The sequence below is a fragment of the Paenarthrobacter sp. YJN-D genome (genome assembly GCF_015040335.1).
In the GTDB taxonomy this organism is placed as follows: Bacteria; Actinomycetota; Actinomycetes; order Actinomycetales; family Micrococcaceae; genus Arthrobacter; species Arthrobacter nicotinovorans.
In genome coordinates this window covers 1,199,531-1,223,686 of record NZ_CP053549.1, presented here as the reverse complement: position 1 = coordinate 1,223,686, position 24,156 = coordinate 1,199,531, and the positions used below count along the sequence as shown (strand labels likewise).

The 24,156-nt window shown below is 64.0% G+C and carries 25 protein-coding genes; 13 read left to right on the top strand and 12 right to left on the bottom strand.

Translation table 11 applies throughout. The features are described from left to right. Positions 1-165: 165 nt before the first annotated feature. Positions 166-2,028 (bottom strand): dihydroxy-acid dehydratase, encoded by a 1,863-nt coding sequence (gene ilvD, locus HMI60_RS05790; protein ID WP_079582355.1) that lies wholly within the window; start codon positions 2,026-2,028, stop codon positions 166-168. 86 nt (positions 2,029-2,114) lie between these two features. On the opposite strand from ilvD, the gene HMI60_RS05785 reads away from it, so the two are divergent. Next, complete coding sequence (locus tag HMI60_RS05785) at positions 2,115-2,951, top strand: helix-turn-helix transcriptional regulator (protein WP_064723575.1); 837 nt, start codon at positions 2,115-2,117, stop codon at positions 2,949-2,951. Between the two features lie 10 nt (positions 2,952-2,961). Here the strand turns inward: HMI60_RS05785 and HMI60_RS05780 are convergent, their stop codons facing one another. Next, complete coding sequence (locus tag HMI60_RS05780) at positions 2,962-3,912, bottom strand: cation diffusion facilitator family transporter (protein ID WP_193590725.1); 951 nt, start codon at positions 3,910-3,912, stop codon at positions 2,962-2,964. 113 nt (positions 3,913-4,025) lie between these two features. On the opposite strand from HMI60_RS05780, the gene HMI60_RS05775 reads away from it, so the two are divergent. Next, the gene (locus HMI60_RS05775; protein ID WP_193590724.1) at positions 4,026-4,907 is read left to right on the top strand and encodes an SGNH/GDSL hydrolase family protein; all 882 of its coding nucleotides are present in this window, start codon (positions 4,026-4,028) and stop codon (positions 4,905-4,907) included. Between the two features lie 94 nt (positions 4,908-5,001). Here HMI60_RS05775 and HMI60_RS05770 read toward each other — a convergent pair whose 3' ends face one another. Beyond that, positions 5,002-6,108 carry an EAL domain-containing protein gene (locus tag HMI60_RS05770; protein WP_193590723.1) on the bottom strand — a complete coding sequence of 369 codons (1,107 nt, stop codon included), beginning with the start codon at positions 6,106-6,108 and terminating at the stop codon, positions 5,002-5,004. 133 nt (positions 6,109-6,241) lie between these two features. Continuing rightward, a complete protein-coding gene (locus HMI60_RS05765; RefSeq protein ID WP_193590722.1) occupies positions 6,242-6,829 on the bottom strand; it encodes a MarR family winged helix-turn-helix transcriptional regulator in 588 nt (195 codons plus the stop codon). Between the two features lie 105 nt (positions 6,830-6,934). On the opposite strand from HMI60_RS05765, the gene idi reads away from it, so the two are divergent. From idi to HMI60_RS05735, 6 genes are read left to right on the top strand one after another with little or no spacing between them, the layout of a single operon-like run. Next, positions 6,935-7,489 carry an isopentenyl-diphosphate Delta-isomerase gene (gene idi, locus HMI60_RS05760; protein WP_018778909.1) on the top strand — a complete coding sequence of 185 codons (555 nt, stop codon included), beginning with the start codon at positions 6,935-6,937 and terminating at the stop codon, positions 7,487-7,489. Next, on the top strand, positions 7,486-8,658 hold the full coding sequence (locus HMI60_RS05755) for a polyprenyl synthetase family protein (RefSeq protein WP_079582359.1): 1,173 nt from the start codon (positions 7,486-7,488) through the stop codon (positions 8,656-8,658). Before idi ends, HMI60_RS05755 begins: the two co-directional genes overlap by 4 nt. Then, the gene (locus HMI60_RS05750) at positions 8,655-9,560 is read left to right on the top strand and encodes a squalene/phytoene synthase family protein (protein WP_193590721.1); all 906 of its coding nucleotides are present in this window, start codon (positions 8,655-8,657) and stop codon (positions 9,558-9,560) included. The genes HMI60_RS05755 and HMI60_RS05750 overlap by 4 nt, the downstream gene beginning before the upstream one ends. Beyond that, positions 9,557-11,209: a phytoene desaturase family protein gene (gene crtI, locus HMI60_RS05745; protein ID WP_110505965.1), complete on the top strand. Its 1,653-nt coding sequence runs from the start codon at positions 9,557-9,559 to the stop codon at positions 11,207-11,209. The genes HMI60_RS05750 and crtI overlap by 4 nt, the downstream gene beginning before the upstream one ends. Then, complete coding sequence (locus HMI60_RS05740) at positions 11,209-11,559, top strand: lycopene cyclase domain-containing protein (protein WP_018778913.1); 351 nt, start codon at positions 11,209-11,211, stop codon at positions 11,557-11,559. The genes crtI and HMI60_RS05740 overlap by 1 nt, the downstream gene beginning before the upstream one ends. Beyond that, complete coding sequence (locus HMI60_RS05735; protein WP_193590720.1) at positions 11,556-12,755, top strand: prenyltransferase; 1,200 nt, start codon at positions 11,556-11,558, stop codon at positions 12,753-12,755. Before HMI60_RS05740 ends, HMI60_RS05735 begins: the two co-directional genes overlap by 4 nt. On the opposite strand, the gene HMI60_RS05730 is transcribed toward HMI60_RS05735, so the two are convergent. After that, positions 12,750-13,271, bottom strand: coding sequence for a MarR family winged helix-turn-helix transcriptional regulator (locus HMI60_RS05730; RefSeq protein WP_018778915.1), 522 nt, complete (start codon positions 13,269-13,271; stop codon positions 12,750-12,752). The genes HMI60_RS05735 and HMI60_RS05730 overlap by 6 nt on opposite strands. Before the next feature lie 111 nt (positions 13,272-13,382). Here HMI60_RS05730 and HMI60_RS05725 point away from each other — a divergent pair, with 111 nt between their 5' ends. Beyond that, the gene (locus tag HMI60_RS05725; RefSeq protein WP_193590719.1) at positions 13,383-14,204 is read left to right on the top strand and encodes a tryptophan-rich sensory protein; all 822 of its coding nucleotides are present in this window, start codon (positions 13,383-13,385) and stop codon (positions 14,202-14,204) included. Between the two features lie 25 nt (positions 14,205-14,229). On the opposite strand, the gene HMI60_RS05720 is transcribed toward HMI60_RS05725, so the two are convergent. Next, positions 14,230-15,348, bottom strand: a complete 1,119-nt coding sequence (locus HMI60_RS05720; RefSeq protein ID WP_193590718.1) for a hypothetical protein — start codon at positions 15,346-15,348, stop codon at positions 14,230-14,232. A gap of 271 nt (positions 15,349-15,619) precedes the next feature. After that, positions 15,620-16,375: a bifunctional 2-polyprenyl-6-hydroxyphenol methylase/3-demethylubiquinol 3-O-methyltransferase UbiG gene (locus HMI60_RS05715; RefSeq protein WP_018778918.1), complete on the bottom strand. Its 756-nt coding sequence runs from the start codon at positions 16,373-16,375 to the stop codon at positions 15,620-15,622. Between the two features lie 121 nt (positions 16,376-16,496). Between HMI60_RS05715 and HMI60_RS05710 the strand changes: the two genes are divergently transcribed. Together HMI60_RS05710 and HMI60_RS05705 are read left to right on the top strand one after the other, a co-directional pair. Continuing rightward, the gene (locus HMI60_RS05710) at positions 16,497-16,877 is read left to right on the top strand and encodes a hypothetical protein (RefSeq protein WP_018778919.1); all 381 of its coding nucleotides are present in this window, start codon (positions 16,497-16,499) and stop codon (positions 16,875-16,877) included. Next, the gene (locus HMI60_RS05705; RefSeq protein WP_018778920.1) at positions 16,878-17,069 is read left to right on the top strand and encodes a hypothetical protein; all 192 of its coding nucleotides are present in this window, start codon (positions 16,878-16,880) and stop codon (positions 17,067-17,069) included. A 5-nt stretch (positions 17,070-17,074) separates the two neighbouring features. Here HMI60_RS05705 and HMI60_RS05700 read toward each other — a convergent pair whose 3' ends face one another. From HMI60_RS05700 to HMI60_RS05685, 4 genes are all read right to left on the bottom strand, one after another. Beyond that, on the bottom strand, positions 17,075-19,432 hold the full coding sequence (locus tag HMI60_RS05700) for a glycoside hydrolase family 65 protein (protein WP_018778921.1): 2,358 nt from the start codon (positions 19,430-19,432) through the stop codon (positions 17,075-17,077). Between the two features lie 30 nt (positions 19,433-19,462). After that, positions 19,463-20,194, bottom strand: a complete 732-nt coding sequence (locus HMI60_RS05695; RefSeq protein WP_193590717.1) for an HAD family phosphatase — start codon at positions 20,192-20,194, stop codon at positions 19,463-19,465. An 8-nt stretch (positions 20,195-20,202) separates the two neighbouring features. Next, entirely contained in the window at positions 20,203-21,204 is a 1,002-nt protein-coding gene (locus tag HMI60_RS05690; RefSeq protein ID WP_227453660.1) for a LacI family DNA-binding transcriptional regulator, read from the bottom strand. 204 nt (positions 21,205-21,408) lie between these two features. Further along, on the bottom strand, positions 21,409-22,026 hold the full coding sequence (locus tag HMI60_RS05685) for an alpha/beta hydrolase (protein WP_055977433.1): 618 nt from the start codon (positions 22,024-22,026) through the stop codon (positions 21,409-21,411). 26 nt (positions 22,027-22,052) lie between these two features. Between HMI60_RS05685 and HMI60_RS05680 the strand changes: the two genes are divergently transcribed. Further along, positions 22,053-22,502 (top strand): helix-turn-helix transcriptional regulator, encoded by a 450-nt coding sequence (locus HMI60_RS05680; RefSeq protein WP_018778925.1) that lies wholly within the window; start codon positions 22,053-22,055, stop codon positions 22,500-22,502. A gap of 10 nt (positions 22,503-22,512) precedes the next feature. Further along, a complete protein-coding gene (locus HMI60_RS05675; RefSeq protein WP_026267320.1) occupies positions 22,513-22,914 on the top strand; it encodes a VOC family protein in 402 nt (133 codons plus the stop codon). 87 nt (positions 22,915-23,001) lie between these two features. Here HMI60_RS05675 and HMI60_RS05670 read toward each other — a convergent pair whose 3' ends face one another. After that, positions 23,002-24,138, bottom strand: a complete 1,137-nt coding sequence (locus HMI60_RS05670; protein ID WP_193590715.1) for a glutamate--cysteine ligase — start codon at positions 24,136-24,138, stop codon at positions 23,002-23,004. Positions 24,139-24,156: the final 18 nt, after the last annotated feature.

Genomic DNA, 24,156 nt, shown 5'->3' with positions numbered 1-24,156 from the left:
AAAGCAAGCCTGTCACGGCCCCAATCCCCAGTAACCACGCCAATCTGTGTATGTGGATAACGCATCAACCGCAGTTAAGCAGAAAAAGGCCGCCTGCCGCCGTCGTGCGTTGTAAAAGCACGACGGCGGCAGGCGGCCCGGGCGCAAAAGGCGCGGCGCTAGGCCTTAGAGGTTTTCCACCAGCGAGACGTCCCGGACGGCGCCCTTGTCAGCGGAGAGTGCCATGGCCGCGTAGGCGCGGAGAGCCGGCGACACCTGGCGGTCGCGGTTCTTGGGCTTATACCCGCCGTTGACTTCGAGCTTCTCGCGGCGTTCGGCGAGGATCTCGTCCGAAACCTGCAACTGGAGCGAGCGCTGGGTGATATCGATGCTGATGATGTCACCGTTCTCCACCAAGGCGATGGCGCCGCCGGAGGCAGCTTCCGGGGAAATGTGCCCGATCGACAGCCCGGAGGTGCCGCCGGAGAAGCGACCGTCGGTGATGAGGGCACACTTCTTGCCCAATCCCCGGCCCTTAAGGAACGACGTCGGGTAGAGCATTTCCTGCATGCCCGGGCCACCGCGGGGGCCTTCGTAGCGGATGACCACCACGTCGCCTTCCTTGATGGTTTTGTTCAGGATCATTTCCACGGCTTCGTCCTGCGACTCGCACACAACGGCAGGGCCCTCGAAGGTCCAGATGGACTCGTCCACGCCTGCGGTCTTCACCACGGCACCGTCCACCGCCACGTTGCCGCGCAGCACAGCGAGGCCGCCGTCCTTGGAGAACGCGTGCTCCACGGAACGGATGCAGCCACCCTCGGCGTCGGTGTCCAGGGAGGTCCACTCATTCGATTGCGAGAACGCTGTTGAGGAACGGACGCCGCCGGGAGCCGCGTGCCACAGTGCCTGCGCCTCTTCCGTTGCCTTGCCGCCGCGGATGTCCCAGTCGTCCAGCCAGCCTTCGAGGTCGGCGGAGTGCACTGAGTGGACGTTCTTGTGCAGGAGGCCGCCGCGGTTCAGCTCACCCAGCAGGGCGGGGATGCCACCGGCGCGGTGCACGTCTTCCATGTAGTAGGTCTTGTTTCCGGCGACGTTCGGGGCCACCTTGGCCAGGCAGGGCACCTGGCGGGACTTGGCGTCCATTTCGGCCAGTCCGTACTCCACGCCGGCTTCCTGGGCCGCAGCCAGCAGGTGCAGGATGGTGTTGGTGGAGCCGCCCATGGAGATGTCCAGCGCCATGGCGTTGTCAAAGGCCTCAGCGGTGGCGATGGAGCGCGGCAACACGGAGTCGTCGTCGCCGTCGTAATAGCGCTTCACGAGCTCGACGACGGTGGCACCGGCCTTCTCATACAGCGCCTTGCGGGCGGTGTGGGTCGCGAGGACCGAGCCGTTGCCCGGCAGGGCCAGGCCGATGGCCTCGGCGAGGCAGTTCATGGAGTTGGCCGTGAACATGCCCGAGCATGAACCGCAGGTGGGGCAGGCGTTCTCTTCGATGAGGTTGATGTCCTCGTCGGAGATGGATTCGTCCACGGCGTCGGCGATGGCGTTCACCAGGTCCAGGGAACGCACGGAACCGTCGGTCAGGGTCACGCGGCCGGCCTCCATGGGACCGCCGGAGACGAAGACCACCGGGATGTTCAGGCGCAGCGCTGCCATGAGCATGCCCGGAGTGATCTTGTCGCAGTTGGAGATGCATACGAGGGCGTCCGCGCAGTGTGCGTTGACCATGTACTCAACGGAGTCGGCGATCAGGTCGCGGGACGGCAGGGAGTAGAGCATCCCGGAGTGGCCCATGGCGATGCCGTCGTCGACGGCGATGGTGTTGAATTCGCGCGGTACTGCGCCGGCGGCGAGGATCGCGTCCGAGACGATCCGGCCCACGGGGGCAAGGTGGGTGTGACCGGGGACGAACTCGGTGAAGGAGTTCGCCACGGCAATGATCGGCTTGCCGATGTCCGTGTTGGCGACGCCGGAGGCGCGCAGCAGTGCGCGGGCGCCGGCCATATTGCGGCCGTGGGTGACTGTTCGTGAGCGTAGTGCAGGCATAAGTACCATCCTGCTGGGGTTTTGTTACCCCTGGAAGACGGTGCTGCTACTAGTAGTGAAAGTACCAGAGTAATAGTGTTGTCAGTGTGAAAGATGAGAGGCGCAAGGAACTGGGGCTTTACCTCAGGACCCGCCGCAACCAGGCCCTGCGCTCCGACTACGGGCTGCCCCCGGTGGGGCGGTCCCGCGAGCGCGGACTGCGCCGGGAGGAGATCGCGTTCCTGTCCGGGGTGAGCGTCACCTGGTACACCTGGCTCGAACAAGGCCGGGACATCAGCCCTTCCCGGCAGGTCCTTGAGTCCATCGCACGGGCCCTGCACCTTTCGGATACCGGGCTCGGCTACGTGCTCTCCTTGGGCGGATACGCCTCCACCATTCCCAAGGGTCCGGTTGCCGCCGATGCACCGGCGCATGTCCAGCGCCTGTTGGACGCCTTGGATCCCAATCCCTCGTATGCGCTTTCACCGGACTGGGGCGTGGCCGGGTGGAACCGCGCCTACGAGGCGCTGTACCCGAACATTGGAACTTTCGACGCCGCCGACAGGAACCTTTTGTGGCTCGTCTTCACCGACCCCTACGTCCGGGACCTGCTCCCGGACTGGGACGTCACCAGCAAGAGGTTCCTCGCCGAATTTCGTGCAGAGACGGGTCAGCGGCTGGGTGATCCGGATGTCGCTTATCAGGTGGAACGACTCAAGGAGGCCAGCCCGGAATTCCAGGAAAGCTGGGACCGCTACGACATCCTTGGCTTTGAGTCCCGAGAGCGCCTTTTCCACCATCCCGCAGTGGGAGTGCTGCAGCTGGAGCACCACCAGGTATCGCCGTCGGACCGGCCGGACCTGCACATTGTGGTTTACACCCCGGCACCAGGCAGTGACGCCGGTGAGCAGATGGAGCGGCTGCTGGAGACCGGGCGGTCGTAACCCGGCGTTCCTACAACTGCAGGGACGATTCGTCCGGGGTGGCAAGCGTCAGCACTGCTTCCTCCACAGTCTCGTGGTCCTCCAACTCCCTCTCGATCCTGCGCAGCACCACGGCAACCTCGTGTTCCGGGTGGTCGCCTTGCAAGTCCACGGCCGCTACAAGATAGAGCTTGCGGGGGCCCACGAATTCCAGGTGGAGGTACGTGAGCCGTGCAATGTCCCGGTGTTCCAGGAGCTGCCGCCCCATGGACCGTTCTATGTCCGGCGTGACCCCCTGCCCTACCAGGAACCGGCGGTTGCGGTCGATCAGAACGACGGCAACAACCGCCAAGAGGACACCGACGACAATCGATCCGACAGCATCGGGCAAGGGCGAACCCGTGACCTGATGGAGGAAGACGCCAGTGAATGCGATCACCAGCCCAACCAGGGCTGCGGCATCCTCCGAAAAGACGGCACGCAGCGTGGGATCCGAGCTGACAAGAACCTGTTCCAAGGTCCGCCGTTCCAGCTTCCTGGCCGCCTTTCGGGTCTGGCGGAAGGCCTGGACGAAGGAAAACCCTTCCAGGACAAAGGCCACTGCCAGAACCACGTACGCAATCAGGAAGTCGGATGCAGGCTCCGGCTCAATGATCTGCTGGATCCCGTGCATGATGGAAACCACGGCGCCGGCAGTGAACAGCCCGAAAGCGGCAAACATGGACCAGACGTACGCTTCGCGGCCGTAACCCATGGGATGTCCCGTATCGCGCGGACGTTGGGAGCGGCGTTCGGCCAGGAACAGGAACACCTGGTTGCCGGTGTCGGCCCAGGAGTGCGCCGCCTCAGCAGTCATGGACGCCGAACCGGTGAGCGCGGCGGCCACTGATTTGGCCGCTGCAACCAGGGCGTTCGCCGCGAAAGCGATGACGACGGTCAGCAGGGTGGAGCTGGAGTCCGATCGCTTTCGTGAGGCAGCCATAGGCTTACCGTACCCAACAGCGCACGAAATGGACGGCGGACCGAGGTTCCGCAGCTGAATAAAAGAATTCCCGTTTCAGCACACATTTTCAGGATGTGGCGCACTATGGAGGGATGGACGCTCCTGATGCCGGCGGTTTGGCGCAGGACGGTTCCGGTAGCTTCCGGGCTGGACTGCACCCGTGGAGCCGTTATGTGGCATTGGGGGACTCGTTCACGGAGGGTCTGGGCGACCCCGAACCCCGCAGCCCGGGCGGACTCCGGGGATGGGCGGACCGTGTAGCGGAAGAGTTGAGTACGGACCACCACGATTTCGCCTATGCCAACCTGGCGATCAGCGGGAAGCTCCTCCATCAGATCCTGGAGGAGCAAGTGGGTCCGGCATTGGACCTCAAACCCGATCTCATTACTCTCAACGCCGGCGGCAACGACCTGCTCTTTCATAGGAGCGACCCCGACAAGCTGGCACTGGAACTGGATCGTGGCGTGGAAACGCTGGCCTCAACGGGCGCCACCATCGTCCTCTTCACCGGCCCGGACTGGGGCGCGACCCCGGTGCTTGGCAGGACCCGCGGCAAAGTGGCTGTTTTCAACGAGAACATCCGCGTGGTGGCCGCCCGTCATGATGCCGTGATTGCCGATCTCTGGGCTTTGCGCCAACTCACCGATCCCCGGATGTGGGATCCGGACCGGCTTCATTTCTCTCCGCTCGGCCAGCACATCATCGCCATCATGGTCCTGGAGTCATTGAACGTCCCGCATTCCCTTGAACCGCTGGCTCCGCGGCCGCTTCCCGAGCGCCGTTGGCGCGAGGCCCGCGCGGATGACATCGTGTGGGCCCGGGAGCACCTTTTTCCTTGGGTTGTGCGGAGGTTGACGCAGCGGAACGCCGACGGCGGTCGGCACCCCAAGCGTCCACAGCCCGGGCCGGTTTTCGGTGCGGCGATGCCGCCAGGCAGCTATGTCGGGAACGATCCCCGCCGTATAACGGACTGAACAACTGACTGACCGGCCGCCGAACAACTGACCGGCCACGCGGCCTGCCGCCTGGCACCCCGGGCGAGGACCGGCGTCGTCGATTCAACGACGGTCAGCTGGCAGGCTGCGGTTCCGTTTGCGCCCGGACGCTCCAGGCCGACCAATCAAGCGGGTGCACCGAGGGACGGCCCAAAAGGTATCCCTGCGCAGCGGTGACCTTCAAGGCGGTGACTTCGTGCAGTTCTTCGGCCGTTTCGATGCCTTGCGCGTGGACATCTGCCCCGATCTCACGGGCCAGCTCAACGATGGCCTTGGCGCGGAGCTTCTGGCCGTCGTTTCCGGCGATTCCTTCAATCAGGTGGCGGTCCAGTTTGATGATGTCGGGGCGCAATTGCTCGATCCTGTCCAGCGAGACCAATGCGGCACCCGAGGCGCTGATCGCCACCCGCAACCCCAAGGCCCGCAGTTGTTCGAGGCCTTCGCCGTCCGGCTGGGCCGCCATGGATTCCAGGCTGCCCGTCAGCTCAACGATGATCCTCTCGGGGGCCAAGGCGGCAGCGGCCAGAAGGTTCCGCACCCGGGGATCGTGCGAGGTGGCCGGGGTGAGATTCAGAGTGACAAACATGTTTTCCGGGACGTCGTGCGCAGCCATCAGGGCGCAATGCAGCGCTGCAATCTCCAGCTCAGTTCCCAGACCGGCAGCAGCAGCTTCACTGAACCACACGTCGGCGCCCGCACCGTCCTCACCGATGAACCTTGTCAGGGCCTCGACGCCGATTGGGTCGCCCTTGGGAAGGGAGTGGATCGGCTGGAACGCCGTCAGGAGAAGCTTGTCGGCCAGGATCGATTGGATGCCGGCGCGGACGTCGTGGCTGACAGGGACCAGCACGGTTCGTGACGCGTCGGACGATTCCAGATGCAGGCTGGCGTGTTCCAAGTGAACAGGCACGTTGGACGCCGGCTGTGATGTTTTCCGGGTGAGGAGCAGGTGCTTCAGCAATGCACCCTCGGGGTCGTCCGGCCGCGCGTCAAGAAGCTCACGGAGCTTGTTCCTGGCCCCCTCACTGCGCGGTTCAGCGTCCTCAAGAATGGACTCGATGATGTCCAGGACCTGTGCCCGCATGGTCACTTCATCCGCGAACGGCGTGTCCCCTGCGCCGTCGTGGTTGCTGCTGTCCGCGTCGTCACCCGGTGATAGAGAGCCCGCTTCTTGAGCCATCAATTATTCCTTTGTGTATCCCCCGCTGGCCAGGCCAGACAACTGCCGGCCCGCCGCATGAGGGCCTTGCCTCGAATCTTACAGAGAAAAGTGTCACTTGGCTCACACTTATCATTCGAATCACAGGAAGCTTTCAGCGTGGAGCCGCAGCCCAGGGCTCGTCCGCCACTTCGATCTCCCGCGCCATGTCATCGAGGAACCGCATCACGGCCACGCGCTCGTCGGGAGTGAGGCGTGCGGCCGCCAGGAACCGCTTCGCCTGTTGCTTGCCCACAGTACGCATCGCGGCTTCGTGCGTTTCCGGGGTAATGGCGATCGCGAGGGCCCGTCGGTCGGAGGGGTGCGCCTGCCGGGTGACGTGGCCGGCGCGTTCCAGCCGGTCCAGCAATTTGGTGGTTGACGCCGTCGAGATGTTCAGGTGGGAAGCTATGGCTCCGGGCGTGGCTATGACGCCATGGTTGGCACAGACGATCAGGTAATGCAGCGCCCGCATGTCCGATTGGTTCAGTTTCATATACCGGAGTGAAGCCTCCGCCAAGCGCTGTTCGGCGTCGCGGAGCCTCCCGAGCGCTGCCATGAGTTCGCTGATCTGTTCGATGTCGGCTTCGGAGAACCGGGAGCGGTCAATCAACTGTTGATGGGGATCGTTGGCGTCCAGATGATAGAGGCCGGATGAGACCGGGAACCCGGCTTCATCAGGCATTTCTTCAAGACTGGACATGCTGAGTATGTTACACCTAACTTCCTACATGGTAGCCTTTCTTCTAGCTTGTCTAGCAATATTCGGGCTGCTGTAAAGACTCAGGTTGCAGGAGGAAGGCGCAGTATGAACGCTACAGAGATGGTTGTCCTCCTTGACGACGCCGGCACACCCATAGGCGAAGCCCCCAAAGCAGGGGTCCACACACAGGAAACGCCCCTCCACCTCGCATTCTCCTGCTACCTCCTCAACGATGACGGCGAGGTTCTCCTGACCCGCCGCTCGCCGGAGAAGAAAACCTGGCCCGGAGTGTGGACCAACAGCTTTTGCGGACACCCGGCACCCGGCGAGGACCCCTTGGACGCAGTAGCCCGCCGGGCGCAATTCGAACTCGGGGTGGATGCCAACCAGGTTGAAATGGCGCTCCCCCACTTCCGGTACAGGGCCGTGGACCCCACGGGAATTGTGGAAAACGAAATCTGCCCGGTCTACGTAGCCAGGATCGCCGGCGATCTAAAACCCAATCCTTCAGAGGTAGCGGACTGGGCCTGGATGTCACCGGCCCTGCTGGCCAACTCCCTGGAGCGCACCCCCTCCGCTTTCAGCCCGTGGTTGGGACTCCAGTTCCCTCAGCTGCTTGAAGCGCGGGTACTCCCCCTCGGGACCGGAGCCAAAGCATGACCGTCACCTCCGGTGCTTTACGCAGCCGCACCGACCTTTGCACGGCGATTGAGAACGAGCTCAGCGGGCTCATCGGCAAGCGGGCCGCCGCCGCAACAACGTATGGGCCGCATTTCACCAGGCTCTGGGAACTGGCCGGCCACAACGTCCTGGGTGGAAAGTTCGTGCGTCCCTTGCTGCTCATGGAGACCTACGATGCCCTCAGGGGGCGCGGCACGGACGGCACAGGCCAGCCCCGCACCAACCAGCCCCAAGCCAGCCCGCCGGACACGGGCCACCGCGAAACGGCCATCAGCATTGCGGCCGCGATCGAACTCCTCCACTACTCTTTCCTGCTCCACGACGACGTGATCGACGGAGACCTGGTCCGGCGCGGGCACCCGAACCTCATCGGCTCCCTCCTCGCAGAAGCAAAGTCGCTTTCAGAAACCCAGTCACTTCCCCGGACCAACAGTGGTGAAGGCGCCCGGGAAGGCAGCGACCTCCACTGGGCCCAAACCGGCGGCATCCTCATGGGGGACATGCTCCTCGCCGCCACCCACCAGGCCTTCGCCAGGGCTGACCTCCCGCATGCACTGAGGCTGCGGCTCCTGGATCTCCTGGAACACACCATCAATGAAACAGTGGCCGGTGAGCAGCTGGACGTGGGCCTCGGGGACGGCATCATCGACCCCCACCTCGAGACCATCCTGGTGATGTGCGGCTACAAAACCGCCACCTACACCTTCGAACTTCCCCTGCGGGCCGCAGCCGCGCTGGCAGGCGCGGACTTCGCCGTCGAAAATGCGCTCGCCACGGCCGGCCGCCATCTGGGCCTCGCCTTCCAACTCCAGGACGACCTCCTGTCAACGTTCGGGGACCCCCGCCGGCACGGCAAGGATCCCTTTTCGGATCTGCGGGAGGGAAAAGAAACGGCCATCATCGCCCATGCACGAACCACGGCGGCATGGCCGGACATTGAGCCTTTCTTCGGCAGGCCGGAGCTGAACGGCTCGGAATGCGAATACGTTCGCCGGCACTTGGCCGATTGCGGGGCGGAAACGTTCGTCAACGGACTCATCGAGGAGCAGATGCGGGCCTTCAACGAGCTGCTGACCAGCACCATCCCGCAGGGCGTGTGCAATGTGTTGCTGGACCTTGCCGGGCAATTGGAAGGACGGCAGTCATGAGCCTCGCCTCAGACACCTCATTCACCCATTTCACCCGGACGGCCGAGCGGGCCGCCAACCAGGTGATCGCCGCATATTCCACCTCGTTCGGGCTGGCGTGCAAGCTGCTCGGGCGGCGGCACCGCCAACATGTCCGGAACATCTACGCCTTGGTGCGCGTCGCGGACGAACTCGTGGATGGTGTCACCGCGGAGGCCGGCCTCAGCTACCAGGAACAGTGCGATGCCCTGGCCCACTTCATCGACGAGACCCACCGGGCCGTCAAGCTGGGCTACAGCAGCGACCTCATCATCCATGCCTTCGCGCAGACTGCCCGCGCGGCCCGTATTGACGAGTCGCTCATTGATCCGTTCTTCGACTCCATGCGCACGGACCTCGGCGAGCGCACCGGGACCCCGGAGACCCCCCTGCGTTTCGACGCCGACGCCCACCAGGGTTACGTCCACGGCTCCGCCGAGGTTGTAGGGCTGATGTGCCTGCGCGTTTTCATGCGGGATGAAAACATCGACGACGGCGACGCCGCGGCTTTGCAGCATGGCGCCAGCCGGCTGGGGGCTGCTTTCCAGAACATCAATTTCCTGCGCGACCTGGCCGATGACACCACCCGTCTGGGACGCAATTACCTGGGCACCTCCGAGCACCTTGAGGACCACGACCGCGTGGAATGGGTACGCACCATCCGCGCCCAGTTGGCCGACGCCGACGCCGTCATCCCTTTGCTGCCGCGCGATGCCCGGGCCGCTGTCCGCAGCGCCCTTTCCCTCTTCACAGCCCTGACGGACAGGATCGAGCAGACCACCGTGGACGAGCTCTACCGTTCACGGGTGCGCGTCCCGGATGCCGTGAAGGCCGGCCTTGCCGCGCGGGCAGTCACCTCAACCTGGATGGAGCTGCACCGATGACCCGGACAGTAGTGATCGGCGGTGGCATCGCTGGGCTTGCCACCGCCGCCCTCCTCGCCCACGAAGGACACGAAGTCCAACTCCTTGAGCAGCGTGACCGCGTTGGCGGGCGCGCCGGCAGCCTTGAGCGCGACGGCTTCCGCTTTGATACGGGCCCCTCCTGGTACCTGATGCCCGGCGTCTTCGACCATTTTTTCGAGCTTCTGGGCACCAGCACCGCGGAACAGTTGGATCTCCGCACGCTTAGTCCCGCGTACCGCGTGTTCAGCGAACCAAACCTCGACGGCGTCCGGCCGGACACGCTGACCGTCCCCTTGGGCAGCGAACAGGTTTTGGAAACGTTCGAGGACGTGGAACCCGGCAGCGCCAGGAAGCTGGCCACCTATCTGGCATCGGCGCGGCACACCACCGACATGGCGGAGCGCTTCTTCCTCTACAACCCCTTCACCAGGTTGCAAGGACTGCTCCAACCCGAGGTGCTGCGCAGCCTGCCCAAGCTTGCGCAGCTTCTGCTGACGCCCCTGGACAAATACGTTGCCCGGCGTTTCCAGCATCCTGTGCTGCGGCAGGTCCTGGGTTATCCGGCCGTCTTCCTGGGCACCAGCCCTTCCGATGCTCCTGCCATGTACCACTTGATGAGTGCGCTGGACCTCGGTGACGGGGTGCAATACCCAATGGGCGGCTTCTGGGAGCTCGTGGGCCGGCTTGAGGATCTGGCAGTCCAGGCCGGGGTTCGGATCCACACCGGCGCCGAGGCCCTCAAGATCACCACCCGCGCCGTCAGCAGGACCAAGAAGGTGGGACGGTTCGACGGCGTCAAGCTTCCGGCCGCCTTGACCGGCAGGGACAGCCGTGAAGTCACCGGCGTGACCTGGCGTGACACCTCCGGGAACGAGCACTACAGCGTGGCGGACCTCGTGGTCTCCGGCGCCGATCTGCACCACACCGAAACCCAACTGCTGGGCGTGCGGGACCGCAGCTACCCCGGTTCCTGGTGGCAGCGGCGTACCAGCGGTCCGGGAGCAGTCCTGGTGATGCTGGGAGTCAAGGGCAAGCTCCCTGAATTGCCGCACCACTCTTTGTTCTTCACCCGTGATTGGGAGGCAAACTTCGCCTCCATCTTCGGTGAAAACCCGGCCATTCCGGACCCGGCGTCAATCTATGTCTGCAAACCCAGCGCAACCGATCCCGCCGTAGCGCCCACAGACCACGAGAACCTCTTCGTCCTGGTTCCCATCCCGGCCGATCCCGCACTGGGAGCCGGCGGGCCGGACGGGGCGGGAGACGTGCTCATAGAACGAACCGCCGACGCGGCGATCGACCAGATCGCCCAATGGGCAGGCATCCCGGACCTTCGCGACAGGATCGTGGTCCGGCAGACAACAGGACCAGCGGACTTCGCCCGTGACTACAACTCATGGCGCGGAGGCATGCTGGGACCGGCCCACACACTGGGACAAAGCGCCATGTTCCGGCCCCAGAATGCCTCCAAGCGCGTGCAGGGCCTCTACTACGCCGGCGCCACAACGGCCCCTGGCGTGGGGGTGCCCATGTGCCTGATCAGCGCCGAGCTGGTGCTGAAGAGGATCCGCGGCGATCACAGCACCGGCCCTGTCACCGTGAGGCCTGTAGCCAGCAGGATTGGCTGATGGGAGTCCTCTACTTGGCCTCGTTGCTGCTCGGCATCACCTGCATGCTGCTGCTGGATCACAGATTCCGCCTGTTCTTCTGGCATGACGCGAAGGCAGCGGCGATCGTAACCGCCGTCGGGGTTTTGTTCTTCCTCGGCTGGGACGCAGCCGGAATCGGACTGGGGATTTTCCTCCGCGGCGAAGGAACCATAGCCACGGGCCTGTTGATCGCTCCCGAACTGCCCATTGAGGAGCCCGTGTTCCTGCTCTTCCTGACCCTGTGCACCATGGTCCTGTACACGGGCGCCCGGCGGTTGCTGGAACGGTCTCCCGCGAGGCAAGCGGAGCGGGAGCGGGAGAACGCATGACGTACCTGTGGCTCGCACTTGCCTTCATCGCCGCGGCAGCCGTCGCCGGCGTGATCTTTGCCCGCCGGGGTGCCCGGCAGGGCGAAGCCTCCAGGCATTGGAAAGCCGTGGGGCTGGCGTTCGCCGCCCTGGCTGTGCTGACCGCGGTGTTCGACTCCGTGATGATCGGCATGGAGCTTTTCCACTACGACGCCTCGCACATTCTTGGCTTGAAGGCCGGGCTGGCACCCATCGAGGATTTCGCCTATCCGCTGGCAGGGGTCGTGGTGCTTCCCGGGCTGTGGATGTGGCTGACCCGCCGTCGGAGTGCCGGAGCAAAATCCGACCTCACAGGCCTGGTTCCGCAGGCAATACTGGCGTCCCGGCCGGTCAGTTGGATCAACACCGCGTATCCGTTTGCCGCGGCCATGCTCCTGACCACCCGCGAAATCGACTGGGTCCTGATCGTGGGCACGTTCTACTTCCTGATCCCCTACAACCTGGCCATGTACGGCATCAACGACGTCTTTGATTACGAATCGGACCTCAAGAATCCGCGCAAGGGCGGCATCGAAGGCGCACTCCTCCGGCCCCAGCTGCACCGGCCAATGCTGTGGCTCGCCGCCGTCACCAACGTGCCGTTCCTGCTGGTCCTCGCCTTCGCCGGCGGACCGGCAGTGTGGCTGAGCCTGGCCGTGAGTGCCTTCGCCGTGGTGGCCTACTCCGTGGCGGGACTCCGCTTCAAGGAACGCCCCGTCCTGGACTCGCTGACGTCGAGTACGCACTTCGTGAGTCCCGCCGTCGTCGGTTTGGCCCTCGCCGGTGCCGAGGTGACGCCCGGTCTCCTCCTTCTGTTGACCGCGTTCTTCCTCTGGGGCATGGCTGCCCACGCCTTCGGTGCCGTACAGGACATCGAGCCCGACCGGCAGGCCGGCATCGGCTCCATCGCAACGGTCATCGGTGCCCGCCGGACGGTGCGGCTCGCCGTCGTCCTGTGGTTTGTTGCGGGACTCTCGATGCTGGCCACGCCGTGGCCCGGGCCGCTGGCGGCGATCATCGCCGTCCCGTACATCGTTAATTGCGCACCGTACTGGAACGTCACGGATACGACGGCGGCACGCACCAATGTGGCATGGCGGCGGTTTATCTGGCTCAACTACGGTTCAGGATTCCTGGTGACCCTGATCTTCATCCTGCAGTGGAGCCTGACGTCATGACCCGGACGGTTCTCCGGGCTCTTCGTCGATGGTGTCCAAGGCCTCCCGCATATGCTGCAGGAAATCCACCACGACCCGTGACTCGTCCGGGCTCAGCGCAGACGCTGCGTCCAACATCCGGCGGTGCATTCCGCCCAGGGTGTGCCGGACTTCCTGGTCCGATCCCGGGGTGGCCTTCAGGATCAGCGCGCGACGATCGGTGGGATGGGGTTCACGGCGGATGTGGCCTGACTCCACCAGACGGTCAATCAAGGTGGTCATGGACGCCGACGTTATTCCCAGCTTGTCGCCCAGGTCCTTCGGCTTCATCACTTTGCCGTCGGCTTCCGCCTCAAAAAGGTACCGCAGGGCCAGCAAGTCTTTCTCGCCCATCCCCATGGACGAGCGGGTCCTGCGGCGCATCGCTTGTTCGGAGGCTCGATAGTCCCGCAGCGCGTTCAGGACATCGATGGCGATGGCCTTCTGCCCGGGGTCTTTCCCGTACCAATAGCCCTTTGCGTGGCCTTCCGAATCCATCCGATGTTCCTTCGATAAGCATAAAGCTCGCTTCACTAGCAATTTGATACTAAGTCACGGACACCCCGAATGCATGAAACCGCACATCCCATCAGGAAAGAGGCGCAGCATATGGCAACCGGAAGCCCCGATCCCACACGACAGATCGCTGTAACGGCGAGTCTGGTTGTCTGCATTGTTGGCTCGATGATCGGAGTCGGAGTCTTTGGCGGCACACCCATTGCCCAGGCCGCGGGCGGTGCCTTGGCCGCTGATTCCACCCTCCTGGCGCCGGCCACGCCCGCGTTCTCCATCTGGTCCGTGGTTTACACCGGACTGGTTGCCTACACCGTGTGGCAGTGGTTGCCGTCCCAGCGTTCCAGTATCCGGCAGCGGGCGTTGGGCTGGGTGGTTGCCGCGTCGATGATCCTGAATGCGGCATGGATCTTGTCAGTGCAGGCGGGATGGCTTTTTGTCAGCGTCCTGGTGATCCTGGCACTCCTTGCGACCCTCGTCCTGGCGTTTCTCCGCTACAGCCGGACCCGCGCGTCCTCATGGGTGGAGGCCGTTGTGGTGGACGGAACTTTGAGCCTCTATCTTGGGTGGACCAGCGTGGCGGTGTGCGCCAATATCGCTGCCGCTTTGAAGGCTGCCGGATTCTCCGGATTCGGCCTGCAACCCGAGGTGTGGTCCGTTGCCGTGCTGGTGGTGGTGGCGGTCATTGGCGTCGCGTTGGCCTTCAAAGGCCATGGCCGTCTCGCCCTCGCTGCGGCCATCGCGTGGGGCCTGGTATGGATCACGGTTGGCCGCAGCTCGGACGCACCTGAGTCATTTCCGACGGCGGTCGCGGCCGCCGTCGCAGCTGCACTGGTCCTGGGTGCTGCGATCGCGATGAGGACGCGGGTGGCCTTGGCCGGGGCAGGTACCCGGAGTTCGTCCTCCCCGCTGCAATAGCCCGGCGGCCTTGGCACGGGTTGCTTCAGCCTGCGATGAGCTCCTTCACCGGGCCTTCGTGCAACGCCAGATAGACATCGTCCCGGACTTGGTTGGCTTCCGGATCCGTCATCGTGCGGCCGAGAGGCCGCAAGACGAGCCGGATCAGCGCGTTGGCCTGCCCGTCGAGGATCTGCAAACGGTCACGCGCTCTGGCAGGAAGCTCGTGGTACGCAGTCAAGGCCATCAGTTCGACGCTTTCCAGGTCCTCCGCCCGGTAACCCAGAGCCGTCCGCACCCGGTCTCCGAGCACTTCGCCATCCATATCCGCGGCAACGACGATTGAGATGTCCCTGCTGATGGACGGCATGTGGGACACCGGTCTCCACGGTGAGAGGTCCAGCATCTGCTGTTGAATCCGGGGATCGTCCGAGCTGAGCAATCTGATGTCGGGAACGCCCTTGCGGAGCATCAGGGCCCGGTCCAAGCCCATCCCGAGAGCCAGTCCCGACCAGTGACCGGGGTTCAATCCGGCATCCAGGAACAGCTGCGGGGCCATCAGCCCGCACTCCGCAAGCTCCAGCCACTCACCGTTCATACGCACATCGAGCTGCAGGCCGTTGTGCGTGTAGGGATGGGTTGCCGGAACCGTCCGCCAGTCCGCGCCCGGCAGCACAGCGTTCACCAGCGAGCCAACCATTTCCCCTAGATGGGAGGCCGTCAGCGTCTCCTTGGAAGAGACGCGCCACAAATCCACTTGGTGCGGCGTCCCTACATGGGTCCGGTCAATGGCGTCCCGACGATAAACCACGCCGGGGATTGCCCAGAGCTCGTCGAGGGACCCATCCGGATCCAGCGAACGCAGCAACGACGGGATGGACGCGGAGGTATGACTCCGCAGCATGACGGTAGGGCTGATGTAGCGGGAGTACTTCTGGTCGCGCGTGACGTCCGCGGCGCTGAACCCGAGCCGATCGTAATTGTCGGAAACGCTGACCAACGGACTATGGCGGATGATCCGTTCCGACACGTTCCACTGCCCGCGCAGGCCGCGCACGGTGTCATGGAGGAGTTGCTGCATGGCGTGCGGGCCTTGGTCCGGATTGGAGAGGTCCCGGATGGTCAGGGCTTCATGGAGTTCTGTGGGTTTGAGATATGAAGGCATGGCTGGTCCTTGGATTCGGTGTGGGTGGAGGCTTCCTCCCCCGACCCTCTCCGTGCCAGGACCTAGGCGCGCGCCAAACAGCCCTCGCGACCGGAGACCGGTCGGGGGCAAGTAAATCGACGCAATGAAGGCATGGGCCGACTATACCCGGGTCCGTGGCGACTGCACAGGGCACCGGACCTATGGCAAGGCCCGGAAGCCTTACTGCAGACCGCTTGACAGGCCCGCACCCGGACAACCCGTGATGGGCTTGGTCAGAGCCAGGTTGACCCTAACGGTGCACGAGCCGGTACACCGACACGTGGCTCCTGGACTCGGCCGTGAAGTCGCTGCGGTCCCAGTCCGCCCACCTGGATTCGAGCTGGAACCCGGCTATCCGCGCCATGAGGTCCAGTTCGCTGGGCCAGATGTAGCGGTGTGGCGTCCGGCTGATGCGCGCATCCCTGCCGTCGGACAGGCCCGGGCCGAAGCGCACGTGGTGGGAGATGACATGCTGGCGAAGAACGTCATAGCTGTCCACCAAGAGGTAACCAGGCTGGCTCACTTCAACTGTTCCACCGTGTCCGGGCGGCAGTGAGCGCAGCTGCGGCACCCACAGCTCAATGACGAAACGACCGCCTGGCGCCAGATGCCTGGCCGCGTTCTGGAAGCAGCGGACCTGCTCCTCCTGGGTCAGGAGGTTGGCGATGGTGTTGAACACCAGGTACGCCAACGTGAACTCGCCCTGCACCTGCGCTTCGGCCATGTCGCCCTGAACCACCGGGATGGTGGCCGCGTCTGCCTTCGACCGCAGCCGCCGGATCATCGCGTGGGAAAGTTCTATGCCACTCACGGGCACGCCGGCTTCGACGAGCGGCACCGCCACCCTGCCGGTACCGATCGCGAATTCGACGGCGGCACCGTCACCGGCGAGTTCCGACAACACCTGAACGGTGGGACCCAGCACGTCGGGCGAGAACATGCCTTCACCGGGGGTGTCGTACTGCTGCGCGGTTTCTTCGTTCCAGAGCTCCTGCTGGTCGGTCATCCTGCCACTATTGCAGGTCCCGGCAACCGCGCGTAACGATTGACATGACATAACTCACATTCTGTAAGCTGGATTCAGAGTCACGCAGTCGGCTTTCATCGCTCTCATCAGGGAGGTCCTCATGGCCCCCAATTCCTTCAAAGCCAACATTCTTCTCACCCATGGTGTCGCAGCTTCCGCGGCCTCCGTTGCTCGACGAAGAGCAGCAGTCACTCAAGGAAGCCATGGTGCAGCCAACAAACCCGACGCCCTGCTGGGCGCCATAGCCGTAAGGCAGCTTTTTCACCGCTGGCCGCTGGTGCCCTCCCGCGAACTGGAGAGGATCCGCCACGTCCTCCTTCACTGCGACCAGCTGGGTTCCCCGGACACCCACCACCTGTCCGAGCCGGCCCAAGCGCTGTTGGAACTGATCAACAGCGAGTTGGACCGGCGTCGAACCGCGGAAGGCCGCCCGCAGGCGCCCGCAGCAGAGGCACCCGCCACCAGGAAGGGGGCGGCGTAAATGGCCGGCCACTTTGAACTGTTCGACGAATCAGGCGGTGATTGCCGGGTCCGCCTCGTCGATGCCGACGGGACTGAACTCGCGCTCTCCATCTGTTTCCAGGACAGGGCCACGGCAGCCAAAGCCATTTATTCGCTACGGGAAATCGCGGCGAGTGGCCTGATTGAAGACCACACGTCGCGGGCTTCCTGAACGGGTTACCGGATGATCGGAAGACCCGCCGTCGGGAAAACGCTGGGGAAGATCGACGGCGGCGGGACGGGAACGTCCTCCAGCGGCACCTGGACGGTGGCGGTACCAACGGTGACGTCGTAGTCCCGCACTTTCACCTGCAACGGCTCCTCGCTGTAGTCGGGTCCAGGCACGAGGGTCAACGCAATGGACCCTTGTTCCAGCTCGACGGCCAGCAGGCGGCCCTGCACCTTGAGCCGGAAGGACAAGCCGTCCCATTCAACAGGCAGCCGGGGATCGAAGCGCAGCACCTCGCCCTGGTCCCGCATTCCCGCGAAACCACAGACTAAGGAGCTCCAGATGCCGCCGGTGGAGGCAATGTGGACGCCGTCAATGGTGTTGCCGTGCGAGTTGTCGAGGTCTATGAACAAGGCCTCGGTGAAGTGCTGCAACGCGACGTCCCCGTAACCGACCTCGGCCGCCATGATGCCCTGCACGCACGCGGACAGGGTGGAGTCGCCGGTCGTGATGGGATCGTAGAAGTCGAAAGCGCGCTGCTTCTCTTCAGCGGTGAAGTCCTGCCACTGGAGGAACATGGCCAGCACCGTGTCAGCCTGCTTGAGGACCTGGTGGCGGTAAATCACCAGCGGGTGGAAGTTCAGCAGCAACGGGTACTTGGACTTGGGCGTATTCCAGTCCCAGGGTTCCAGGGTCATGAAGTCGTTGTCCTGGCTGAAGACCTGGAGATGGGGGTCGTACGGGAGGGACATCCGTTCAGCGGCCTGCCTCCACACCATGCGCTCGGTTTCGGCGATGCCCTCGTGTTCCAGCGCGGCCGCTGCCCGGAGGTTAAAGCGTGCCATGACGTTGGTGTACAGGTTGTCGTTCACCACAGCCGTGTACTCGTCCGGCCCGGTGACGCCGTGGATGTGGAACATTCCGTCCTTGCCGAAGAACCCCAGCGAGGCCCACATGCGGGCCGTCTCGATCAGCAGGTCGGCACCCAGCTCTGCGCTGAACGTGTCATCGCCGCTGGCCCACTGGTAGCGGTTGGCAGCGAACGCAATGGCGGCGGCGATGTGGAACTGGGCAGTTCCCGCCGCATAGTAGGCACTCGCTTCCAGGCCGTTGATGGTGCGCCACGGGAACAACGCACCGTCCACGCTGAGTTCCTTGGCCCGTACCCTCGCATCCGGCAGCATCGCGTGCCGTGATTCGAGCACCTTCCGGGCGCCGCAGGGGTTGGTGTAGGTCAGGTAAGGCAGGAGGTAGATCTCCTGGTCCCAGAAGTAGTGGCCCTCGTAGCCGGAGCCGCTGACCCCCTTCGCGGGAATGCCGGCCACACCGGCACGGGCAGTGGCTTGCGCGAGTTGGAACAGACCCCAGCGCACTGCCTGCTGCATCTCGGCCTGGCCGCCGATCGATACATCAGCAGTGGTCCAGTACTCGTCGTAATGCGCTTTGCTCTGGGCCAGGATCTCGGAGAACGGCACCAGGTTGGCCTCCGCCTCAGCGGCCAGGCTCTCGCCACGGTCCTCGGCATCCCCGGCTGACCCGGCCACGACGTAACTGACCGTCTTCTCCAAACGGAAAGTGTCGCCGTCGTGGATTGCCAGAACGTAACGGACGGAGGACTCGTCCTCCGCCACCAGCGTTTCGAACGGCTGGCCTTCGGCCGAAATCCAGTGGTCGACGGCCATCGCCACGCGCTGGCGCGACTCCGACGTTTCCCAGGCAAGGCGGAGCGAACCATCGGCGCCTTGGAGGTGAAGTGGCAGCAGTACCCGCCCGGCGTGCCGCCCCGAACGCCGCGGGTCATGGACCGAGTGGTCCTCCACAGGCTGGTCCTGGCGGTTCACGACGCCGGAGGTGATGTCCGCGGACACGTCGCGGTCCGCTGACAACGACAGTTCAAGGCCGAGGCATCCGCGGGAATCGAAGCCGACCGCGCGGCGCTCCACTGTGGTGACGGTCGCGCCGGACCGGCAGGACCACACGATGCGTTCCTCGTAAACGCCTGTGGAGAAGTCGACGCTGCGGTGATAGTCCAACACCGTGGACTCGGCAAGGCTCAGGGCTTCGCCATCAATGGAAACCGTGAAGTTGTTGGCATCCGGTACGTACACGATCCGTTGGCCCGTCCGTGCGAATCCATAGGCGTTTTCGGCATGCTTGATGTCCCAGATCTCATGGAAACCGTTGATGAACGTGCCGGGAAGCTCGCTGTCTCCCGCCGTGGAATGGGATCCACGGATGCCGAGGTGGCCGTTGCCTAGCGCGAACAGCGTTTCCAACGTTCCCTCGTCACCGGGTACGTGGATGTTTTCCACAAGCTTCCAGGGCTCGCAGGGGAAACGCAGCCGATCGGAGCTGATGAGTGCCATGGGCTGTTGAAGTCCTTCGAAAAAGTAGGGTCAGAGAAGTTCGTTGAGGTCGTCGACCACCAGCGTGGCGCCGGCATCGAGCAAGGTCTGGCGGCCCGCACCACGGTCCACGCCGATCACGGCGTAGAAGGGAGCTCCCGCGCCGGCCTGCACCCCGGACACGGCGTCTTCCACCACGATGCATTCCTCCACGGGTACGCCCAGCAGGCCTGCTCCATACACGTAGGTGGCCGGGTCCGGCTTGCCGGGAAGTCCGACGGCGGCGGCCACCTGGCCGTCGACGACTACCTCGAAGTTGTGGTCGAGTCCCGCTGCCTTCAGCACGGCAGGAGCGTTCCTTGACGAGGAGACGACTGCGATCTTGAGTCCCCGTTCCAAGGCCGCATTGATGAATTTGACGGAACCTTCGTAGGGCTCCACTCCCCGAGTGTCCACGATTTCGTTGAAGATGGCGTTCTTGCGGTTGCCGAGCCCCTGGACGGTCTGGTTCGTGGGTGAGTCGTCCGTTGGGCCTTCCGGGAGCGTGATGCCCCGGGAGGTCAGGAAGTCCCGGACGCCGTCAAAGCGCGGCTTGCCATCGATGTGGTCGAAGTAATCGCTCTCCTGGTAACCCTCCCGGTGCCCGATCCGGGCCAGGTAACCGTCGAACAGTTCCTGCCATGCCTGCTCGTGCACCACGGCAGTGGGCGTCAGCACGCCGTCGAGATCGAACAGGAGCGCCGAGGCGCCGGTCCAGGCATTACGAAGGTCAGTCATGTGCATAGTTCCGTTCAGCGCTTGTGGCGCGTGGTTTTGCGTTCGATGAGCTTGGTATCGAGCAAGTGGTTGGAGGGTTGGTGGGGGGATTCGTTATTCAGGAGTCGTTCGCACAGCAGGTTCGCAGCGAAGGCGCCCTGGTCAGCTACCGGCTGCGCCACGGTGCTGAGACCCAGGAACCAGCTCATCGGGTGGTCATCTATTCCGATCACGGACACGTTTTTCGGCACGGACAAGCCGTATTCCCGGAGCGCGGTCAATGCACCGAACGCGGCCTCGTCACAGTGGGCGAACACTGCCGTGGGCTTCGCGCCGCGGGTGATGAGCTCAGTCATGGCCCGCCGCCCGTCGTCGATACCTGGCCCTGAAGCCACCACAAGGTCCGGGTGAACGGTGAGGTGGTGTTCATCCAGCGCACGCCGGAAGCCACGGAACCGAGGAGTCTCAGTCACAACGGAGTGTTCATTGCTCGAGAGAACGGCCAAGTTCCAATGGCCCAGCCCCAGCAGGTGTTGGGTTGCCTGCCAGGCAGCGTGTTCGTCATCGATACCTACATTGTCCCACGGAACATTTCGCATGCCCACGCTGGCCACTGCCAGTCCGCAGGCTTCCAACGCTTCCAGTTCTCCGGGCTCGAGGTCAATATTGAGCAACAGCAGTCCGTCGACCCTCTGCGCGAGGTTTTCAAGGTCCGCGAAGAACTGCTTCCGGACAGTGGCCTTGTTGCGAAGGCTGATCAGGACCGTGTCGTAGCCACTGTCGCCCAGAACCTCCTCTGCGGCTTCCACGGCCTGGGAGAAGAACCACGATGTGGCGGTGGGGGCGACGATCGCCACCGCCCCTGTGTTTCCGCCAGCCAACCTGGAGGCGGCGGCCGAGGCTTTATAGCCGAGCTTGCTGGCAGCTTCAGCCACCCGCGACTGGGCCTTTTCAGAAACGTTGGGGAGCTTCCTGAGTGCCCGCGATACCGTGCAAATCGACAACCCGGAAAGGACGGCTACGTCCTGGATTGTCACCCTGTGAGTCCTAACCATGCAACACGGCCTCAACCCTTTCCATGCTCGCCTGACGCCTTGGCGTGTGTCCCGGACCGGGTCACCAGCCAAAAGTGTAAGCGCTTACAATTTTGTCATTCAATAGAGTGTGCTTGAATGCGAAATTGTGACGCGAATCTCACCAACAGGTTTGATTCCGGGGTGGGAATGCCTTCTAATCCAGCCCTAGCCCAGCACGTAGTACTTCAGGAAAGCACTGACATCCACCAATTCGACAGGGTCTATCCGGTGCCCCATCCCGGGATAAGTACGTGCCGTCAACGCCGTGTTGGCGTTCAACCACTCCTCCGTGTGGGCGATCGCGTCCTCGTTGATCACGGGGTCCGCTTTGTCCCTCCCCCAAAAGAACGGCGGCGGGGTGTCGAATGATTCACTCAGGGCAAGCAGGTCGTTGTCCAGGACAAATCCGGACAAGCCGACGGTGGCTTTGAACGACGCGGGCCGCAACCGCAGAAGCGTGCTGGCCATGGCCATGCCCTGTGAGTAGCCGAGCAAACTCACGCTGCTGTGGTTGTCTTTCACGGAGTTGATCCAGTCGAACACCGCATTTGTGGAGGCAATCACATCCGCGAAGTCGTTGGTCAGGAAGTAGTCCAGCAGGAACCACCCGTAATCGTCGCCGATAACCTTGGGCCCCCGCAACGCAGCACAGGTGAACTCCGTGGGCAGTTGGTCAAAAAGGTTGACCATGCGCTGCTCGCTGGTGCCGTAACCATGCAGCATCACCAGCAAAGGAGTGCCCTTGCGCTGGTTTTCGGGCTTTGACCAGACCACTGATTCCATGGGCATGAGCCTAGTAGACTGACGCCATGACACCGCAGGAATTGGCCAACCTGGCCCATCTGCGGCGCGCCCGCGACTTCATAGACCGCGAGTACGCGCGTCCTTTGGACGTGCCCACCATGGCAGCCGGCGCCCTAATGTCACCGGCGCACTTCTCCCGCCAGTTCAAGGCCGCATACGGCGAATCGCCCTACAACTACCTGATGACCCGGCGGATAGAACGGGCCATGGCCCTCCTTCGTGCCGGGACCAGCGTTACGGATGCCTGCATGGAAGTCGGCTGTACCTCCCTGGGCTCCTTCAGCAGCCGCTTCACTGAAATCGTAGGGATCACGCCCAGCGAGTACCGCTCCCGGGAGCACCACGCCGTGAAAGCCATGCCGAACTGCATCGCCAAACAGCACACTCGTCCCGACAGGAAGGGCAACACCAACCTGAGCAGGATTGAAGAAGCGCAGGCTCCCAAGCTGCAATAGCGTGTGGTTCATGAACATTTCATTGAAGTACGCACACGTCACTGTCAACGATGTCGATGAGTCGCTCGCCTTCTACCGCGACGCGCTCGGCCTGGAGGTCCGCAACGACGTCGGCTCGGATGGCCAGCGCTGGGTGACCTTGGGCAGCGACGCCCAGCCCGACCTCGAACTGGTCCTCTCCCCGCCGCACGCCGGCCGCTCCCAGGCTGACGGTGACGCCATCCAGGAACTCCTCACCAAGGGCGTCATGCCGATGCTCGTCTTCAGCACGGACGACCTCGACGCCACCTTCGAGAAACTCCGGGCGTCCGGCGCAGAGGTCCTCCAGGAACCGATCGACCAGCCGTGGGGACCTCGCGACTGCGCCTTCCGCGACCCCTCCGGCAACATGATCCGCATCAACCAGGGCTGACCGTCCGGGCACTTCATCGGAGGCTACGGCCCGCACAAGGCGCGACGACGGCGGCTCACCGGCCCGCCGTCGTCGGGCCTTCGACTGCTAGTGGCTGAGCAGCCCGGCGTCCGAAAGTTCCCCGTACTCGTGCGTGGAGGCGATGGCTGCGGTCACGACGTCGGACAGCCGCCGCCGGCGCGCGTACGCCTGGCGCTGCAGCCGCTCGCCTGAACCGCGGCGGAGGATGCCGGTCACCCCGGCCCGCGCCAGCGACAGGTCTCCGGCCCTGCCCAGGGCAGGCTTGATGTGGCGCAGCAAGGCGCCGGCAACTTCCGGAGCAGCAACCGGGCTCTGGTCCTGCGGGTGAAGCAGCTCGCGGTTGATGCCAAAGCGGCTCGCCTTCCAGTTGGCCATGCGGATGACCTGGGTCAAAGCACTCGACGGCGGATCGCCCCGCCGCCATTCAGCGGCCGAGGTTTCCACCAGGGCACGCGCGATCACCGCCAGGGTGAGCGCGTCTTCTGCGTAGAGGCAAACATCCGCGATCCGGAGTTCGACAGTTGGATGGCCCCTGGAAAGGCGGGCGTCGAAGTAGATCATGCCCTCGTCCATGGGAACTCCGGTGCCCAGCAGCGCCCCCAGGACTGCGCGGTATCCATCGGCCGAACCAAATACGTCCATGGGACCGGCAGTAGGCCACCGGTTCCAGATCTGTGTTCGATAGCTCGCGAAGCCGGTGTCGGCCCCCATCCAGAAGGGAGAGTTGGCGCTGAGGGCAAGCAGCACGGGGAGCCAGTGCCGCATGCGGTCCAGGACTCCAACGCCTTCCTCAGGCGACTCGATGGATACGTGGACATGAAAACCGCATGTGAGTTGCTCACGCGAAATCAAGCCGAATTCCGTGCCCATGGCAGCGTAGCGCTGATTGCCCAAGGTGGGCGTCGCATGGAATACCGGCGGGGTAGCCAGCGCGGCCACCCGCGCACCCACGGCTCTGGCCGCCTTGTCGGACAAGGCCCGGCCGGCACGGATTTCAGCCCTGAGCTCAGCAGCCGTCCGGCAAGGGCGGGAGTTGACCTCGATCTGCTCCTGCTTGAATTCGGACTTCAGGGAAGCGGCGTCACCGTCAACATCCCCGCCGTGGGCAGCCGCCACGTCCAGAATGTCTGTGGCGAGGGCCAATGGCATGCCGTCCGAAGGATCGGCAATCAGAAGTTCCTCCTCAACACCAAACGTGCGCACAGACCCACCCCTCCCGCT

Excerpts from the sequence above, each read along its gene's own strand:
- ilvD (WP_079582355.1), bottom strand. The coding sequence starts at position 2,028 with ATGCCTGCACTACGCTCACGAACAGTCACCCACGGCCGCAATATGGCC.
- HMI60_RS05780 (WP_193590725.1), bottom strand. The coding sequence starts at position 3,912 with ATGGCTGCCTCACGAAAGCGATCGGACTCCAGCTCCACCCTGCTGACC.
- HMI60_RS05775 (WP_193590724.1), top strand. The coding sequence starts at position 4,026 with ATGGACGCTCCTGATGCCGGCGGTTTGGCGCAGGACGGTTCCGGTAGC.
- HMI60_RS05770 (WP_193590723.1), bottom strand. The coding sequence starts at position 6,108 with ATGGCTCAAGAAGCGGGCTCTCTATCACCGGGTGACGACGCGGACAGC.
- HMI60_RS05765 (WP_193590722.1), bottom strand. The coding sequence starts at position 6,829 with ATGTCCAGTCTTGAAGAAATGCCTGATGAAGCCGGGTTCCCGGTCTCA.
- idi (WP_018778909.1), top strand. The coding sequence starts at position 6,935 with ATGAACGCTACAGAGATGGTTGTCCTCCTTGACGACGCCGGCACACCC.
- HMI60_RS05755 (WP_079582359.1), top strand. The coding sequence starts at position 7,486 with ATGACCGTCACCTCCGGTGCTTTACGCAGCCGCACCGACCTTTGCACG.
- HMI60_RS05750 (WP_193590721.1), top strand. The coding sequence starts at position 8,655 with ATGAGCCTCGCCTCAGACACCTCATTCACCCATTTCACCCGGACGGCC.
- crtI (WP_110505965.1), top strand. The coding sequence starts at position 9,557 with ATGACCCGGACAGTAGTGATCGGCGGTGGCATCGCTGGGCTTGCCACC.
- HMI60_RS05740 (WP_018778913.1), top strand. The coding sequence starts at position 11,209 with ATGGGAGTCCTCTACTTGGCCTCGTTGCTGCTCGGCATCACCTGCATG.
- HMI60_RS05735 (WP_193590720.1), top strand. The coding sequence starts at position 11,556 with ATGACGTACCTGTGGCTCGCACTTGCCTTCATCGCCGCGGCAGCCGTC.
- HMI60_RS05730 (WP_018778915.1), bottom strand. The coding sequence starts at position 13,271 with ATGGATTCGGAAGGCCACGCAAAGGGCTATTGGTACGGGAAAGACCCC.
- HMI60_RS05725 (WP_193590719.1), top strand. The coding sequence starts at position 13,383 with ATGGCAACCGGAAGCCCCGATCCCACACGACAGATCGCTGTAACGGCG.
- HMI60_RS05720 (WP_193590718.1), bottom strand. The coding sequence starts at position 15,348 with ATGCCTTCATATCTCAAACCCACAGAACTCCATGAAGCCCTGACCATC.
- HMI60_RS05715 (WP_018778918.1), bottom strand. The coding sequence starts at position 16,375 with ATGACCGACCAGCAGGAGCTCTGGAACGAAGAAACCGCGCAGCAGTAC.
- HMI60_RS05710 (WP_018778919.1), top strand. The coding sequence starts at position 16,497 with ATGGCCCCCAATTCCTTCAAAGCCAACATTCTTCTCACCCATGGTGTC.
- HMI60_RS05705 (WP_018778920.1), top strand. The coding sequence starts at position 16,878 with ATGGCCGGCCACTTTGAACTGTTCGACGAATCAGGCGGTGATTGCCGG.
- HMI60_RS05700 (WP_018778921.1), bottom strand. The coding sequence starts at position 19,432 with ATGGCACTCATCAGCTCCGATCGGCTGCGTTTCCCCTGCGAGCCCTGG.
- HMI60_RS05695 (WP_193590717.1), bottom strand. The coding sequence starts at position 20,194 with ATGCACATGACTGACCTTCGTAATGCCTGGACCGGCGCCTCGGCGCTC.
- HMI60_RS05685 (WP_055977433.1), bottom strand. The coding sequence starts at position 22,026 with ATGGAATCAGTGGTCTGGTCAAAGCCCGAAAACCAGCGCAAGGGCACT.
- HMI60_RS05680 (WP_018778925.1), top strand. The coding sequence starts at position 22,053 with ATGACACCGCAGGAATTGGCCAACCTGGCCCATCTGCGGCGCGCCCGC.
- HMI60_RS05675 (WP_026267320.1), top strand. The coding sequence starts at position 22,513 with ATGAACATTTCATTGAAGTACGCACACGTCACTGTCAACGATGTCGAT.